Below are 14,846 nucleotides of genomic sequence, written 5' to 3' on the forward strand. Positions count from 1 at the left end.
ATCGCCACGGCGCGCTACGCACGCTACCTTCTCTCGCGCCATGCGCCCACACCGACAGCCCCTTGGGCGCTGCGCGGCGACCAAACAGAGACCTGAGCGGCGACCTGAGCGGCGACCGGACAGGGACCTGTGACGGCCACCGGTAGACCTGTGCACCGGCCACCCGCAGACCTGTGCACCGGCCACCCGGCGAGCTGTGCACCGGCCCAGAATTCGCCCCTGTACGCCTCCATACGCGCGGTAACCGCACTACTCACGCCGTTCTCGGGGCACTATGACGGGGTGGCAGCCGCGAGGGCGCCCCAAGGTGCCACCGGGATCGGTGGCACGAAGGGGAACATCCGAGGTGGCGGTTCGGGCCGGGTTGGCGGTTCCGTCCGTGCGATGGGTCGTGCCCTGCACTTCCCGGTGACCGGTACCGCCCGCGGTATCCGCAAGGCGACGCACGCGCACGGCGCGGGCGAGTCGGGGCTCGGCCGGCTGATCGAGCTGCACGCGGTGAACGGCGCCGGTGACGTCATGATCACCGTCGCCCTCGCGTCGACCGTCTTCTTCTCCGTGCCGACCGACGAGGCCCGGGGGCGGGTCGCTCTCTATCTCGCGATCACCATGGCTCCGTTCACCGTCCTCGCGCCGGTGATCGGGCCTCTCCTCGACAAACTTCCGCACGGGCGCCGCGCCGCGATGGCCGCCGCGATGCTGGCCCGTGCCCTCCTCGCGCTGATCATCTCCGGCGCGGTCGCCAGCGGCAGCCTGGAGCTGTATCCGGCCGCCCTGGGCGCTCTGGTCGCCTCGAAGGCGTACGGCGTCGTCAGAAGCGCCGTGGTGCCCCGGCTGCTGCCACCCCGTATCTCCCTGGTGAAGGCCAACTCCAGAGTCACCCTCGCCGGGCTTCTCGCCACCGGTGTCGCCGCCCCGATCGCGGGCGGGCTGCACGCCATCGGCGATCCCTGGCCGCTCTACGGCGCCTTCGTGATCTTCGTCGCGGGTACCGTCCTGTGTTTCTTCCTGGACCCCAAGGTCGACTCGGCCAAGGGCGAGGACACGGCGCTGCTCGCGGCGGACGCGGACCATCTGCACGGGCCGCATCCCAAGGAGGTCAAGCGTCCGGGGCTGCGCACGGTCGGCATCGCCGTCACCCACGCGCTCGGCGCCAACGCGGCCCTGCGCTGGCTGTCGGGCTTCCTGACCTTCTTCCTCGCGTTCCTGCTGCGCGACCATCCGATGACCGGGCAGAGCGCGGCCGTGTCGCTGGGCATCGTCGCCGTCGCGGCGGGCGTGGGCAACGCGCTCGGTACGGCGGTCGGTTCCTGGCTGCGGCAGCGGGCGCCGGAACTCATCATCGTGACCGTGGTCGCGCTGGTGCTGGGCGCGGCCATCACCGCCGCGCTCTTCTTCGGGGCCGTGCTGGTGGCCTGTCTCGCGGCTACGGCAGGGTTCTGCCAGGCGCTGGCCAAGCTGTCCCTGGACGCGCTGATCCAGCGGGACGTGCCCGAGCTGGTGCGGACCTCGGCGTTCGCGCGGTCCGAGACGATGCTCCAGATGGCCTGGGTGCTCGGCGGCGCGATCGGCATCGTCATGCCGCTGAACGGCGCCCTCGGCTTCACCCTCGCCGCCGGAGTCATCGCCCTGGGCTGGCTGACCACCCTGCGCGGGCTGCTCTCCTCGGCCCGGCAGGGCGGCAGCGGACGCCCGCGAGTGGCCTAACCCGCACACCCGGCCCGGCACGCCGCACCCCACGTGGGGGGAGTACTGGACGGGCCCGATAGCCTTCGCCCCATGACCATGCAATCCGCTGTGCGACGCCGCCGCGCCGTCGCCGCCGCCGGCGCCGTTTCCGCCGGACTGCTCGTCCTGTCGGCGTGCGACAAGCCGACGCCGGTTTCGACGATCACCGTCGGGAGGAACTCGGTCCACACCGAGGCCACCTGCTACAACGACGGCGACGCGGTGAAGACCGCGGAGCTGACGAAGTGCCTGAAGGCCTCCACGTCGATCTCGGTCGACCCGGACGAGACCGTGCGCTTCGGTGTCGACCCGAAGATCGCCGACAACGGCTGGACGATCCTGATGAACGGTCAGCCGCTGACCGACTCCAGCAAGAAGACGTACCGCACGATCCCCGGCAGCGTGTTCTTCAACACCCAGTACGGCGCGACCGGCAACTCGACCGTCGTCTCCATCAAGGAGGGCGACAAGACGGTCAAGGGCCTGTGGTCCTTCAAGTTCAAGAAGGACTCCTGACCACGTCCCCGTCCACTCCGTCTTCCGTACGGATTCTCGTCGCCACCGCCGTCCCCGCCGAACGGGACGCGGTGGCACGGGCGTTCACGAGCGACACCTTGTGCACGGTTGATGTCATCGCCGCCGGGGTGGGTCCCGCCGCTGCCGCCGCCGCTACGGCCATCGCCCTCGCCGGTGCCTCGTACGACCTCGTCGTCTCCGCCGGGATCGCCGGTGGCTTCCAGCCCGAGGCGCCCGTCGGTTCCCTCGTGATCGCCGACGAGATCACCGTCGCCGACCTGGGCGCGGAAACCCCGGACGGGTTCGTCCCGGTCACCGAGCTGGGCTTCGGGGCCGTCACCCACCGTCCGCCGAGTGCACTCGTACGAGACCTCGCGGCCGCGACCGGCGCCCGCACCGGAGCCGTACTCACCGTCTCCACGGTGACCGGAACGGCCGCCCGCGCCACGGAACTCCGCGCCCGCCACCCCCGGGCCCTCGCCGAGGCGATGGAGGGCTTCGGCGTCGCCGAGGCCGCCGCCGCGCACGGCATCCCCGTCCTGGAACTGCGCGCGGTCTCCAACCCCGTCGGCCCGCGCGACCGCACCGCCTGGCGTATCGGCGACGCGCTCGCGGCCCTGACGGAGGGATTCGGGAAGTGTGCGCCCGTACTGGAGAGTTGGAGACAGGTATGACCCCGTTCACTGAATCCACCGAGCCTCTGCGGATCGCCTTCTCCCCGTGCCCGAACGACACGTTCGTCTTCGACGCCTGGGCCCATGGCCGGGTGCCGGGTGCGCCCGCGCTCGACGTGACCTTCGCGGACATCGACATCACCAACGGCATGGCCGAACGCGGTGAGTTGGATGTGCTGAAGGTGTCGTACGCCGTGCTGCCGTACGTTCTCGACGAGTACGCGCTGCTGCCGTGCGGGGGCGCGTTGGGGAGGGGGTGCGGGCCGCTGGTCCTCACCCGGGGCGCGGACGTGGACCTGACCGGGCGTACCGTCGCCGTGCCGAGCGAGCGGTCGACGGCGTACATGCTCTTCCGGCTCTGGGCGGCCGACACGATTCCGGGCGGGGTCGGCGAGATCGTCGTCATGCCGTTCCACGAGATCATGCCGGCCGTGCGGGATGGGAAGGTCGACGCGGGGCTCGTCATCCACGAGGCGCGCTTCACGTACCAGAACTACGGGCTGCACAAGCTCGCGGACATGGGCGAACACTGGGAAGCCACGACCGGGCTGCCGATCCCGCTGGGCGCGATCATCGCGAAACGGTCGTTGGGCGCGGATGTGTTGAACCTCCTCGCCGAGTCCGTACGGGTCTCCGTCCGCGCGGCCTGGGACGATCCCGAGGCCTCTCGTCCGTACGTCATGGCGCACGCGCAGGAGATGGATCCGGGCGTCGCCGACCAGCACATCGGGCTGTACGTCAACGAGTTCACGGCGGATCTGGGGGACGACGGGTACGCGGCGATCCGGGGGTTGCTGACGCGAGCGGCGGCGGAGGGGTTGGTGCCCGCACTGGGACCGAACGCGCTCGCGTTTCCCTGAACTTCCCGGTTGCCCTGAGCTGGTGGCGCCGTCCCTGGGGGCTGCGCCACCAGACCCCCAACGGCCCTGAAGGGGCCTCGTCCTCAAACGCCGGACGGGCTAGATTTTGCCGGCCTGCGCCGAGAGGCCCCCTCACTCACATCCGCTGGATCTCCCGGATATCTACACGTCCAACTGGTCAGCCACCGCGCGCAGCAGGCCCGCGATCTTCGCGCCCGCGGGCTTGTCGGGATAGCGGCCGCGTTCCAGCATGGGTGTGATGTTTTCGAGGAGGGTGGTCAAGTCCTGGACGATGGAGGCCAGTTCGTCCGGCTTCTTGCGTTGGGCCGCCGCGACCGACGGGGTCGGGTCGAGCAGGGTCACCGAGAGGGCCTGGTCGCCGCGCTGACCGGCGACGACCCCGAACTCCACGCGCTGTCCGGGCTTCAGGGCATCAACTCCGGCGGGCAGAACCGAGGAATGGACGAAGACGTCACCGCCGTCGTCACGGGAGAGAAAGCCGAAGCCCTTCTCGCTGTTGAACCACTTGACCTTGCCGGTAGGCACGTCTGTCCTCGTCCTCGTACTCGTCGGAAAACTGCTTCGGATAGCAGACCGGCGGGTCGTCGGGACCCGCCGGTACCAAGGCTAATGGTCTTCAGGCCGGTGACAAGACGTCGCCGGGTTGTTCCTTTGCGCAGGGAACTACCCTGGTCCAGTGCGCGACAAAACCCAAACGAATTCCGCCGCGGCCGGCGACCGACTGATCCGTGCCGGTGCCATCGTCTTTTTCCTCGGTGCGGTGGCCACACTCGTCACCGTGGTACCGCTGTTGCTCCACACGACGCCTTTTCCGACGTACATGTACCTCTTGAGCATGCTCATGGGCGTCGGATTCCTGCTCGCCGCCGGAGGCGTGCTCCAGTCCGTCGCCGCGGGGCGTCGTCAGGCGCGGGCCGGAAGGTAGTCCGAAAGCCATCGCGGGAACTCGGTGAGGTCGGCGAGCACGATGTCCGCCCCGGCGGCGCGCAGTTCGTCGGCGTCGCACGGGCCCGTCGCCACGGCGACCGACAGGGCCTCGGCGGTTCGGGCTCCGCGCACGTCTCCGACGTGGTCGCCGACGTAGACGCTCGCGCCCTCCTCGCGCAGCGCCTCCGCCTTCTGCTCGGCCCACAGGTTGCCGATCACCGCGTCGGCGTCGATGCCGAGGTGGGCGAGGTGCAGCTTCGCGTTGGGCTCGTACTTCGCGGTGACGACGACCGCCCGCCCACCCGCCGCGCGTACGGCCGCGATCGCCTCGGGGGCGCCGGGCATCGCGGGGGTCGCGGCGATGGCGATCGACGGGTACATCTCGCGGTACAGGTCGGCCATGGCGGGCACCTCGTCCGCCGGGAACCAGTTGATCAACTCGTCCCCGAGCGGCGGCCCGAGCCGGGTGACCACCAGATCGGCGTCGATGTACGTCCCCGTCCGCTCCGCCAGTGCCAGCATGGCGGCATGGATCCCGGGCCGGGAGTCGATGAGGGTCATGTCGAGGTCGAAGCCGACGGTCAGGGCGGGAAGGGCGGTGGGCCGGTCACTGTTCTGGGCGCGCGAGATCATATGGGCCATTGTGCCCAGTCGCTACGACAATCCCACCGGCCCACCGAACACCCGGCGGCCCTACCGCTGCCGCTGCGACCGCCACACCAGATACAGCGCCGACGCCACCGCCGCGCCCCGCACCACCCACGGCCAGGTCTCGGAGATCGCGGCGTTCATATGGCCCTGGGCGATGGGGGTGCCCCAGCGGCCGGTGTTCCTGCCCCACAGCCAGACGATGCCGGCCACGACGGCCGCCGTCGGCAGGCCGATCACCGCCGCCTTCGTCTCGGCGTCGGTCAGCCGCCGCGAGGCGTACGCGATGAGCCAACCCAGCAGCAGCGCGAACCAGTTGCCGAGTGCGGCGCCCACCACGAGCAGCGCGGCGGCGATCAGCAGGAGGGGGTTGGACCAGCGTCCGGCGGGGAGGCGGGGGACCATACGGCGGCGCCGGGCGGGGACCACCGAAGCCTGCTCGATCACCGGGGCGGTCGCCGGTACCGGTGCGGTCGGCGTCTCCTTCGGGGGTTCCTTGGGCGGCGGGGGCTTGAGGAGTTCGGGGATCTCGACCCCGCCGGTGAACCCGGGCACGCTGTCGCCGAGCGCGAATCCGTTGCCGCTCTCCACCCGCCACCAGTCGGGCTGCATGACGCTCGCGCCGAGTTCGGACGCGCTCGCGAGGTGCGGTGAGGAGGCGGAGTTGTCGGGCGGGGACGCCGGTTCGGGTGCGGACTTGGTGAGGCGGGTGCGCGGCAGCGGTACGACCCGGCGCAGGCCCTTGGGCCGTAGATCGTCCTCGTGGTCCCGTTGTACGGGGACGGAGGGCGTCGGTGTCCGGGGGACGCCGGCGCCGGTGCCGGCCGCGGTGACGACCGCCTCCGGGGTGCCGATGCCCTTGAGGATGCGCTGCACGGCGGCCGGTGTGTCCACGGTGGACCCGGCCCGGCGCCGGTCGATCTCGTTGCGCAGCTCGGACACGAGCCGCATCCGCACGACCGAGGGCAGCTGCCGTTGGTGCGCGACGTCACCGACGCGGCTCAGATACTCGTAGACGACCTGGTCGCTCTCGATACCCACGAAGTCCCCTCAGGGGCGGGTGCGTTGGATACCCCTCGGTGACAGACGTTACCGCCAGCAGGCCCGATGCCGGGAACCTCACGTCGTACGCGCTCCCCCACCGTCACCCCCACCCGCTACCGTGGGTCGGATGAGCACCCCGGCCACGCCGCCCCGTTCGCTCGCGGAGGCACTCCGAACCAGGGACGACGTCTCCCTGGCCGCGCTGCTGCGCAGCCGCCCCGACCTCATCACGCCCGTTCCCACCGACCTCACCCAGCTCGCCACCCGGGCCGGCACGCGCGGGTCGGTCGTGCGGGCGCTGGAGCGGCTGGACCGTTTCGCGCTGCAGACGGCGGAGGCGCTGGCCGTGGCGGCGGACCCGGCGCCGTACGACGTGCTGCTCGGGCTGATGGCGGGGGACGCGCGCGATCCGGCCGTCACCGACGCGCTGCCGCGCGCCCTGGCGACCCTGCGCGAGCAGGCGTTGGTGTGGGGCGCTGACGACCGGCTGCGGCTGGTGCGGACGGCGCTCGAGCTGCTGGCGCCGTCGCCGCAGCACCCGTCGCCGACCGGGCTCGGGCCCACGGTCGCGGAGGCCACGGCGGGGATGTCGCCGGGCCGGATCCAGGAGATCGTGACGGCGGTGGGCCTGCCCTCCACGCATGACTCCGTCTCCGCGGTGGCCGCGCTCACCAAGCTGTTCACGGCCCGGAGGCGGATGAAGGCGTTGCTCGCCGGTGCCCCCGAGGAGTCCCTGGAAGTGCTGAACCGGCTGGTCTGGGGGCCGCCCTACGGGCAGGTGACCGCCGAGCCCGCGGCCCGGCTGCGCTGGCTCATCGACCGGGGGCTGCTGCTGCCCACCGCGCCCGGCACGGTCGTGCTCCCCCGTGAGGTGGCCCTGCATCTGCGGGCCGGGCGCGCGCACCGCGCGGCGGAGCCGGTGGCTCCGGCGGTCGAGGCGAAGGCGACGCACCGTCCACAGGTTGTGGACACGACGGCGGCCGGGCAGGCGTACACCGCGCTGGCGACGGTCGAGGAGCTGCTGAAGGACTGGGACGAGGGCGGGCCGACGGTCATGCGCGCGGGCGGCCTCAGCGTCCGTGACCTGAAGCGGACGGCGGTCGCGCTGGATGTCGCGGAGCCCGTCGCCGCGTTCTGGGTCGAACTCGCCTACGCGGCGGGCCTGTTGGCCTCCGACGGCGAGACGGACGAACGGTACGCGGCGACCCCGGCCCACGACGAGTGGCTGGAGCAGCCCGCCGCGCAGCGCTGGGCCCGGCTCGCGGAGGCGTGGCTCACGGCGACCCGGACGTCGGGGCTGGTGGGCGGGCGGGACGGGAAGGACCGGACGTTGTCCGCGCTGGGCCCGGGGCTGGACCGGTCGGCGGCTCCGGAGGTACGGCACCGGGTGCTGGGCTTGCTCGCCGGGCTCCCTGAGGGGGCCTCGCCGTCCGCCGAGTCCGTGTTGGCGCGGTTGCGGTGGGAGCGGCCGGTTCGGGGGGCGGGGGGTGCGCAGGCGGGTCCGCAGGAGGGCGACGATCTGCGTAGTCGGCTTGCCCGGTGGACGTTGAGCGAGGCGGAGATGTTGGGGGTGACGGGGCGGGGGGCCCTGTCGGCGCAGGGGCGGGCGTTGTTGGGGCTGCGGGGCGCGGTGGCGGGTGGCAGAGGTAGTGGCAGTGGCAGAGGTGTGGAGGGCGGGGGTGGGGGTGGCGGGCTCGCGGTGGCCGGCTTTTCCGGCGTCGCCAACCCCTCAGACCCCTCAGCCCCGTCAGCCCCGTCCGATCCCTCCGGCCCCGGCGACAAGCTCCCCGTCCATCATCACCACCGCCCGCCCGCTTCCCTCCAACCCCTCTCCCCCGCCGAGCAGGCCACGGCGAGTGCCGCCGCCGCTCGTCTCCTCGCGCCGCTTCTCCCCGAGCCCTTGGACCATGTCCTGCTCCAGGCGGACCTGACGGCGGTGGCGCCGGGCCCGTTGGAGCGGCCGTTGGCGGACATGTTGGACGTGCTCGCGGACGTGGAGTCGAAGGGCGGGGCGACGGTCTACCGCTTCACGCCGGGTTCGGTGCGCCGCGCGCTGGACGCGGGCCGTTCCGCTTCCGACCTGCACGACTTCCTGACCGCGCACTCCCGTACGCCGGTTCCGCAGCCCCTCGCCTATCTGATCGACGACGTGGCCCGCAGACACGGCCATCTGCGGATCGGCGCGGCCTCGGCGTACGTGCGCTGCGACGACGACGCCGTGCTCTCCGAGATCCTGGCCGACAAACGGTCCGCGGGCCTGCGGCTGCGCCGCCTCGCGCCGACGGTGCTGGCCGCGCAGGCCGACCCGGCGGCGCTGCTGGACGGGCTGCGCGCGATGGGTTTCGCGCCGGCCGCCGAGTCCGCCGACGGCGATGTCGTCATCACCCGGGCCCACGCCCACCGCAGCCCGCCCCGCACGGCCCCGGAACCGGTGCCGGACGGCCCGCCGACCCCGGACACCACGCTCCTGTCGGCGGCCATCCGCGCGATCAGGGCGGGCGACCGCGCCTCCACGACACCCCTCAAATCGACCCCGTCGCCGAACGGCGAACTCCCCCGCACCAGTTCGGCCGAGACCCTCGCCACCATGCAGGCCGCCGTCCTCACCGGCGACACCCTCTGGATCGGCTACGTCAACGCCGAGGGCACCGCGAGCCAGCGCGTCATCGCCCCGATCCGCGTGGAGGGCGGCTTCGTCACCGCGTACGACCACACTGCGGACGAGGTACGGACGTATCCGCTGCACCGGGTGACGGGGGTGGCGGAGCTGGCGGAGGGGTAGGTGGTTGAAAAAGTGTGACACTTTTCGCCGAAGTGTCACACTTTCGCGGCGAGGGTGCCCCGGACCGGCTCGCTTCAGCTCAGGTAGCGGGCCAGTGCCTCGACGGAGTCCGCCACGAACGTCGGACGCCGGGCCATCTCCCGCAGCTCGTCCTCCGTGACCCACGCGTGCCAGGCGATCTCGTCCGGGTCGGGGGTGATGTCCTCATCGACCACCGCTTCATGAAGGCCCAGCCAGTACGGGCTGATCTCGCCCCGGCACAGGTACTTGAAGGCGAACCGGACCGGCGCCCGCACCCCGAGTTCCTCGGTGAGTTCGCGGGCCGCCGCCTCCTCGTAGGACTCCCCGACCTCCGCCGCGCCGCCGACCATGAAGTTGTACTGCCCCGGGAACCGGGACATGTCCGCCGCCCGCCGGTGCACCAGGAACCGGCCCGCCCCGTCCCGGCACACGATCGTCGCGACGCGGTGCAGCCAGTGGTGCGTGATGGCCTCGCCCCGATCCACGACCCCGAGCACCCGGTCCTGCTCGTCGACCCGCTCCACCAGTTCGCCCATGGCCTCCACCCTCAGCTCTCCCATGACCCCACCCTCTCAGCACCCCGCCGTGATCATCGACCGGTAGTGCACACTGGACGTTTGGCCGTCCCGAGTCCTCCAGGCCCGGCGAGCCCCGCAGAAAGGCAGTCGCGCGTGAATGGCCCCCTCATCGTCCAGTCCGACAAGACCCTGCTCCTTGAGGTCGATCACGAGCGAGCCGACGAGTGCCGGCGCGCCATCGCGCCGTTCGCCGAGCTGGAGCGGGCGCCCGAGCACATCCACACGTACCGGGTGACGCCGCTGGGGCTGTGGAACGCGCGGGCCGCCGGGCACGACGCCGAGCAGGTCGTGGACGCGCTGGTGGAGTACAGCCGGTATCCCGTGCCGCACGCGCTGCTCGTGGACATCGCCGAGACCATGGACCGGTACGGCCGGCTGACGCTGAGCAAGCACCCGGCGCACGGGCTCGTGCTCACCACCACCGACCGGCCTGTGCTGGAGGAGATCCTGCGCTCGAAGCGGGTCGCTCCGCTCGTCGGCAACCGGCTCGACCCCGACACCGTGGCCGTGCACCCCTCCGAGCGCGGGCAGATCAAGCAGGTGCTGCTGAAGCTGGGCTGGCCGGCCGAGGACCTCGCCGGGTACGTCGACGGTGAGGCGCACGCGATCGAGCTGGACGAGGACGGGTGGGCGCTGCGGCCGTATCAGAAGCAGGCCGTGGAGAACTTCTGGCACGGTGGCAGTGGTGTCGTCGTGCTGCCCTGTGGAGCCGGGAAGACCCTCGTCGGCGCCGGGGCCATGGCGCAGGCCAAGTCGACCACGCTGATCCTCGTCACCAACACCGTCTCCGCCCGGCAGTGGAAGCACGAGCTGATCAAGCGGACCTCGCTCACCGAGGAGGAGATCGGCGAGTACAGCGGGACGCGGAAGGAGATCCGGCCCGTCACCATCGCCACCTACCAGGTGCTGACCACGCGGCGGAAGGGGATCTACCCCCACCTGGAGCTCTTCGACTCCCGCGACTGGGGGCTCATCCTCTACGACGAGGTGCACCTGCTGCCCGCGCCCGTCTTCAAGTTCACGGCGGATCTGCAGGCACGACGGCGACTGGGCCTGACCGCGACCCTCGTGCGTGAGGACGGACGCGAGTCGGACGTGTTCTCCCTCATCGGGCCGAAGCGGTTCGACGCGCCCTGGAAGGAGATCGAGGCGCAGGGATACATCGCGCCCGCCGACTGTGTCGAGGTGCGCGTCAATCTCACGGAGTCCGAGCGGCTCGCGTACGCCACCGCCGAGGCCGAGGAGAAGTACCGCTTCTGTGCGACCACCGCGACGAAGCGGAAGGTCACGGAGGCGATCGTGCGCCGGTTCGCCGGTCAGCAGATCCTTGTCATCGGGCAGTACATCGACCAACTCGACGAGCTGGGCGAGCACTTGAACGCGCCCGTGATCAAGGGCGAGACCTCCAACGCCCAGCGGGAGAAGCTCTTCGGGGCCTTCCGCGAGGGTGAGATCAGCGTGCTCGTGGTGTCCAAGGTCGCGAACTTCTCCATCGACCTGCCGGAGGCCACCGTCGCCATCCAGGTGTCGGGCACGTTCGGCTCGCGTCAGGAGGAGGCTCAGCGGCTGGGCCGCGTGCTGCGGCCGAAGGCCGACGGGCACCAGGCCCACTTCTACTCCGTCGTCGCGCGCGACACGATCGACCAGGACTTCGCCGCCCACCGCCAGCGCTTCCTCGCGGAACAGGGGTACGCCTACCGGATCATGGACGCGGACGAGATCCTCGCGGAGAACTGAGCACCCGCCGTAGGTGACCCCGGCGGTCACTTACGGCGGACACCCGCTTCCTCGCCGTACTCGCCGAGGACGACCACGCTGAACGCGGCGCCCGCGAACACTTTTATCGCGCGCAGGGCATTGCCGAGGCGATGGGGGTGGCTGCCGCCGGCGACCGGTGTGGCACCGGACGGGCGGACGGGGACCGGGGTGATGGTTGCTGCGCTCATGACTCCATGGTGCGTCTTGGGACATAAGGGCGGCATCGGTCCAGAGAGCCAACCTGCGGGCCGCCCGTGTACGCCTCCGGGTGGACCCGTTCCCCTCCTGGGTGGAGGGGGCGTCCCCTAGGGGATGAAAAACGATTGGCCCTCACCAGGCCCCCCTCACTAGAATCTTCGCTCTTGCCCGCCTCCCCGCAGGGAGTGCCACCGCCCGGACGGAAACCGGTCGGTATCCCACTTAGGTCTTCCGGAGGCACCCCCTTGTCCACGCCCACCGACGATCCGCTCTCCCGCGAGCGCTCCCACCTGGCCTCCTCCCGTTCCGCGCTGCGCGCCATGCGCGAGGACGTCGAGTCGCTCGACATCAAGGACGTCACGGCGAACTGGGTCAACGCCGCGGTCCTCTCCCGCCAGATCGACGACCGCATCAAGGCGCTGGCCGACCTGAGCGACACCCCGCTGTTCTTCGGCCGGCTGAACTACCTGCACGCACCCGGCGCCGAGCAGGCCGAGGGCGCGGCGGGAGAGCAGTTCTACATCGGGCGCCGGCATGTGCACGACGCCGACGGCGACCCGATGGTCATCGACTGGCGCGCGCCGGTCTCGCAGCCGTTCTACCGGGCGTCCAAGAAGGACCCGCTGGACGTCTCGCTGCGCCGCCGCTTCGGTTACACGGGCGGCGACCTCACGGCGTACGAGGACGAGCACCTCATGGACCCCGCCGAGGCCGCCGCCACCAGCAAGCTGCTGCAACAGGAGATCGAGCGGCCCCGCGTCGGCCCGATGCGCGACATCGTCGCGACCATCCAGCCCGAGCAGGACGAGATCGTACGGTCCGGTCTCGGCGGGACGGTGTGCGTGCAGGGAGGCCCGGGTACCGGAAAGACCGCCGTCGGCCTGCACCGGGTCGCCTACCTCCTCTACGCCCACCGTGAGCGGCTCGCCCGCACCGGCACGCTCGTCATCGGGCCGAACAAGTCCTTCCTGCACTACATCGAGCAAGTCCTGCCCGCGCTGGGCGAGTTGACGGTCCGCCAGGGCACGGTGGACGACCTGGTCGCCCACGTCGAGGTGCGCGGCACCGACGAGGCACCGGCCGCCGTCATCAAGGGCGACGCGCGCATGGCCGAAGTCCTCCGCCGGGCCATCTACTCGCACGTGACCATCCCCACCGAGCCGGTGATGGTGGTGCGCGGCTCGCGCCGCTGGCGGGTCCCGGCGTACGAACTCGAAGCCATCGTGCGGGAGTTGCTCGACCGCGACATCCGCTACGGTGCCGCCCGCGAGGCGCTGCCGCAGCGCATCGCGCATGTCGTGCTGGTGCAGATGGAGCGGTCCGGGGAGGCGCCGGACGACCGGGTGCAGGACGCCGTGGCCCGCAACGCGGCGGTGAAGGCGGCCGTCAAGGCGATGTGGCCGCCGGTCGAGCCCGCGAAACTCGTGCTGCGGCTGCTCAGCGACGCCGACTTCCTCGCCGCGCACGCGGACGGGATCCTCGACGAGGACGAGCAGAAGACGATCCTCTGGGCGAAGGCGGTCCGGAGCGTGAAGGCCGCCAAGTGGTCTGCCCCGGATGCCGTGTTGATCGACGAGGCGACCGACCTCGTCCAGCGGACGCACTCGCTCGGGCATGTCGTGCTCGACGAGGCGCAGGACCTCTCCCCGATGCAGTACCGGGCGGTGGGCCGCCGCTGCACCACCGGTTCCGCGACCGTCCTCGGCGACCTGGCGCAGGGCACCACGCCCTGGGCGACCCGGAGTTGGGACGAAGCGCTGGCCCACCTCGGCAAGTCGGACGGCGTGATCGAGGAGTTGACGGCCGGTTTCCGCGTGCCGACGGACGTCATCACGTACGCCTCCCGGCTCCTCCCCCACATCGCCCCGGGGCTGACCCCGGTCGCCTCGGTCCGTGAGAACCCGGGCTTCTTCGACCTCCGGGAGACGGTCGACACCGCTGAAGTGGTCGCCGCCTGCGAGGAGTTGCTGCGCAACGAGGGGTCGACGGGCCTGATCGCCGCCGATGCCAGGATCCCGGCGCTGGCAGAAGCCCTCACCGCGGCGGGCATCGGCTACATCGACCCGGGTGAGGAGACGACCGTAGAGACCCGTCTGACCCTCGTCCCGGCGTCGCTCGCGAAGGGGCTGGAGTACGACTACGTGGTCCTCGACGAGCCGCAGGCCGTGGTCGACGGCGAACCGGACGAACGCACCGGCCTGCGGCGCCTGTACGTGGCTCTGACCCGAGCGGTCTCGGGCCTGATCGTCACGCACGCGGCCCCGCTGCCGTCCCAACTCGCCTGAGCGGAAAGGGCTGTTGAGGGAGAGGGTGGTTCAGGCTCCGTCGAGGACCGCCCGCCACTCGGCCACCGCCGTCGCCGACACCGGCCGTTCCCAGCCCGCCGGGCGGGCGGCCCCGCCGATGTGGAAGGCGTCGACTCCGGCGGCGAGCAGGGTCGGTACGTGGTCGAGGCGCAGGCCGCCGCCGACCAGGATGCGCTGCTCGTAGCCCGGTTCGCCGCGCAGGGCCGCCTCGCGGAGCAGCGTGGGGAGGCCGTCGTCGACGCCGTCCGCCGAGCCGGCGGTGAGGTAGGCGTCCAGGCCCGGCAGGTCCGCGAGCTGCTTACGCAGGGCGTCGCGGTCGGCGGCGCGGTCGATCGCGCGGTGGAACGTCCAGGCGCAGCCGTCCAGTTCGGCGACGACGCGTTCCACCGCGTCCAGGTCGACGCAGCCGTCCGGGCCGAGGAAGCCGAGCACGAACTGGTCGGCGCCGGCGGTCCGCAACTCCCCGGCGACCCGCACCAGCCGGTCCACGTCGCCCGCGGCGAACCCGTCCGCGAGGCGCAGCATCACGCGCAGGTCGATGTCGACGGCGGCGCGGATCGCGGCGAAGGTCTCCACCGGCGGGGTGAGCCCGTCGGCCGCCATGTCGGTGACCAGTTCGAGACGGTCCGCGCCTCCGGCCTGGGCGGCGATCGCGTCCTCGGCGCCGAGGGCGATCACCTCCAGGACTGCACGCGTGCTCATAGGACCCCTTCCGTCGTGTTCCCTGGAGCGGCTACAGGTCTAGTCCAATATCCAGGGTACGCGGGAGGTCAGGGGGCCGCGAG

The 14,846-nt window shown here is 71.6% G+C and carries 14 protein-coding genes; 8 read left to right on the plus strand and 6 right to left on the minus strand.

Going from position 1 to position 14,846, the window contains the following annotated elements; all coding sequences use genetic code 11:
- Positions 1-282: 282 nt before the first annotated feature.
- The 4 genes from OG588_RS21565 to OG588_RS21580 all read left to right on the plus strand — a co-directional run bounded on the left by OG588_RS21565 (position 283) and on the right by OG588_RS21580 (position 3,778).
- Positions 283-1,707, plus strand: coding sequence for an MFS transporter (locus OG588_RS21565; protein ID WP_405948725.1), 1,425 nt, complete (start codon positions 283-285; stop codon positions 1,705-1,707).
- Between the two features lie 72 nt (positions 1,708-1,779).
- Positions 1,780-2,244, plus strand: a complete 465-nt coding sequence (locus OG588_RS21570; RefSeq protein ID WP_019057242.1) for a hypothetical protein — start codon at positions 1,780-1,782, stop codon at positions 2,242-2,244.
- Positions 2,214-2,918: a futalosine hydrolase gene (locus tag OG588_RS21575; protein WP_405948726.1), complete on the plus strand. Its 705-nt coding sequence runs from the start codon at positions 2,214-2,216 to the stop codon at positions 2,916-2,918. Before OG588_RS21570 ends, OG588_RS21575 begins: the two co-directional genes overlap by 31 nt.
- Positions 2,915-3,778 carry a 1,4-dihydroxy-6-naphthoate synthase gene (locus OG588_RS21580; RefSeq protein ID WP_405948727.1) on the plus strand — a complete coding sequence of 288 codons (864 nt, stop codon included), beginning with the start codon at positions 2,915-2,917 and terminating at the stop codon, positions 3,776-3,778. The genes OG588_RS21575 and OG588_RS21580 overlap by 4 nt, the downstream gene beginning before the upstream one ends.
- Before the next feature lie 162 nt (positions 3,779-3,940).
- On the opposite strand, the gene OG588_RS21585 is transcribed toward OG588_RS21580, so the two are convergent.
- Complete coding sequence (locus tag OG588_RS21585; protein ID WP_019057239.1) at positions 3,941-4,324, minus strand: cold-shock protein; 384 nt, start codon at positions 4,322-4,324, stop codon at positions 3,941-3,943.
- Between the two features lie 151 nt (positions 4,325-4,475).
- Here OG588_RS21585 and OG588_RS21590 point away from each other — a divergent pair, with 151 nt between their 5' ends.
- The gene (locus tag OG588_RS21590; protein WP_019057238.1) at positions 4,476-4,724 is read left to right on the plus strand and encodes a hypothetical protein; all 249 of its coding nucleotides are present in this window, start codon (positions 4,476-4,478) and stop codon (positions 4,722-4,724) included.
- Here the strand turns inward: OG588_RS21590 and OG588_RS21595 are convergent.
- Both OG588_RS21595 and OG588_RS21600 read right to left on the minus strand, forming a co-directional pair.
- On the minus strand, positions 4,703-5,368 hold the full coding sequence (locus tag OG588_RS21595) for an HAD family hydrolase (RefSeq protein WP_405948728.1): 666 nt from the start codon (positions 5,366-5,368) through the stop codon (positions 4,703-4,705). The two genes, OG588_RS21590 and OG588_RS21595, sit on opposite strands and share 22 nt — an antisense overlap.
- Before the next feature lie 51 nt (positions 5,369-5,419).
- Positions 5,420-6,415: a hypothetical protein gene (locus OG588_RS21600; protein WP_405948729.1), complete on the minus strand. Its 996-nt coding sequence runs from the start codon at positions 6,413-6,415 to the stop codon at positions 5,420-5,422.
- 130 nt (positions 6,416-6,545) lie between these two features.
- Here OG588_RS21600 and OG588_RS21605 point away from each other — a divergent pair, with 130 nt between their 5' ends.
- On the plus strand, positions 6,546-9,200 hold the full coding sequence (locus OG588_RS21605) for a helicase-associated domain-containing protein (RefSeq protein WP_405948730.1): 2,655 nt from the start codon (positions 6,546-6,548) through the stop codon (positions 9,198-9,200).
- 74 nt (positions 9,201-9,274) lie between these two features.
- Here the strand turns inward: OG588_RS21605 and OG588_RS21610 are convergent, their stop codons facing one another.
- The gene (locus OG588_RS21610; protein WP_405953180.1) at positions 9,275-9,757 is read right to left on the minus strand and encodes an NUDIX hydrolase; all 483 of its coding nucleotides are present in this window, start codon (positions 9,755-9,757) and stop codon (positions 9,275-9,277) included.
- Between the two features lie 135 nt (positions 9,758-9,892).
- On the opposite strand from OG588_RS21610, the gene OG588_RS21615 reads away from it, so the two are divergent.
- The gene (locus tag OG588_RS21615; RefSeq protein ID WP_019057233.1) at positions 9,893-11,536 is read left to right on the plus strand and encodes a DNA repair helicase XPB; all 1,644 of its coding nucleotides are present in this window, start codon (positions 9,893-9,895) and stop codon (positions 11,534-11,536) included.
- A 26-nt stretch (positions 11,537-11,562) separates the two neighbouring features.
- Here the strand turns inward: OG588_RS21615 and OG588_RS21620 are convergent, their stop codons facing one another.
- On the minus strand, positions 11,563-11,745 hold the full coding sequence (locus OG588_RS21620) for a hypothetical protein (protein WP_318017052.1): 183 nt from the start codon (positions 11,743-11,745) through the stop codon (positions 11,563-11,565).
- Positions 11,746-12,000: 255 nt separating this feature from the next.
- Here OG588_RS21620 and OG588_RS21625 point away from each other — a divergent pair, with 255 nt between their 5' ends.
- The gene (locus tag OG588_RS21625; protein WP_405948731.1) at positions 12,001-14,040 is read left to right on the plus strand and encodes a HelD family protein; all 2,040 of its coding nucleotides are present in this window, start codon (positions 12,001-12,003) and stop codon (positions 14,038-14,040) included.
- A gap of 30 nt (positions 14,041-14,070) precedes the next feature.
- Here the strand turns inward: OG588_RS21625 and OG588_RS21630 are convergent, their stop codons facing one another.
- The gene (locus OG588_RS21630) at positions 14,071-14,763 is read right to left on the minus strand and encodes a copper homeostasis protein CutC (RefSeq protein WP_405948732.1); all 693 of its coding nucleotides are present in this window, start codon (positions 14,761-14,763) and stop codon (positions 14,071-14,073) included.
- Between the last annotated feature and the right edge of the window lie 83 nt (positions 14,764-14,846).

Source organism: Streptomyces prunicolor, assembly GCF_045162825.1.
Classification (GTDB): domain Bacteria; phylum Actinomycetota; class Actinomycetes; order Streptomycetales; family Streptomycetaceae; genus Streptomyces; species Streptomyces prunicolor.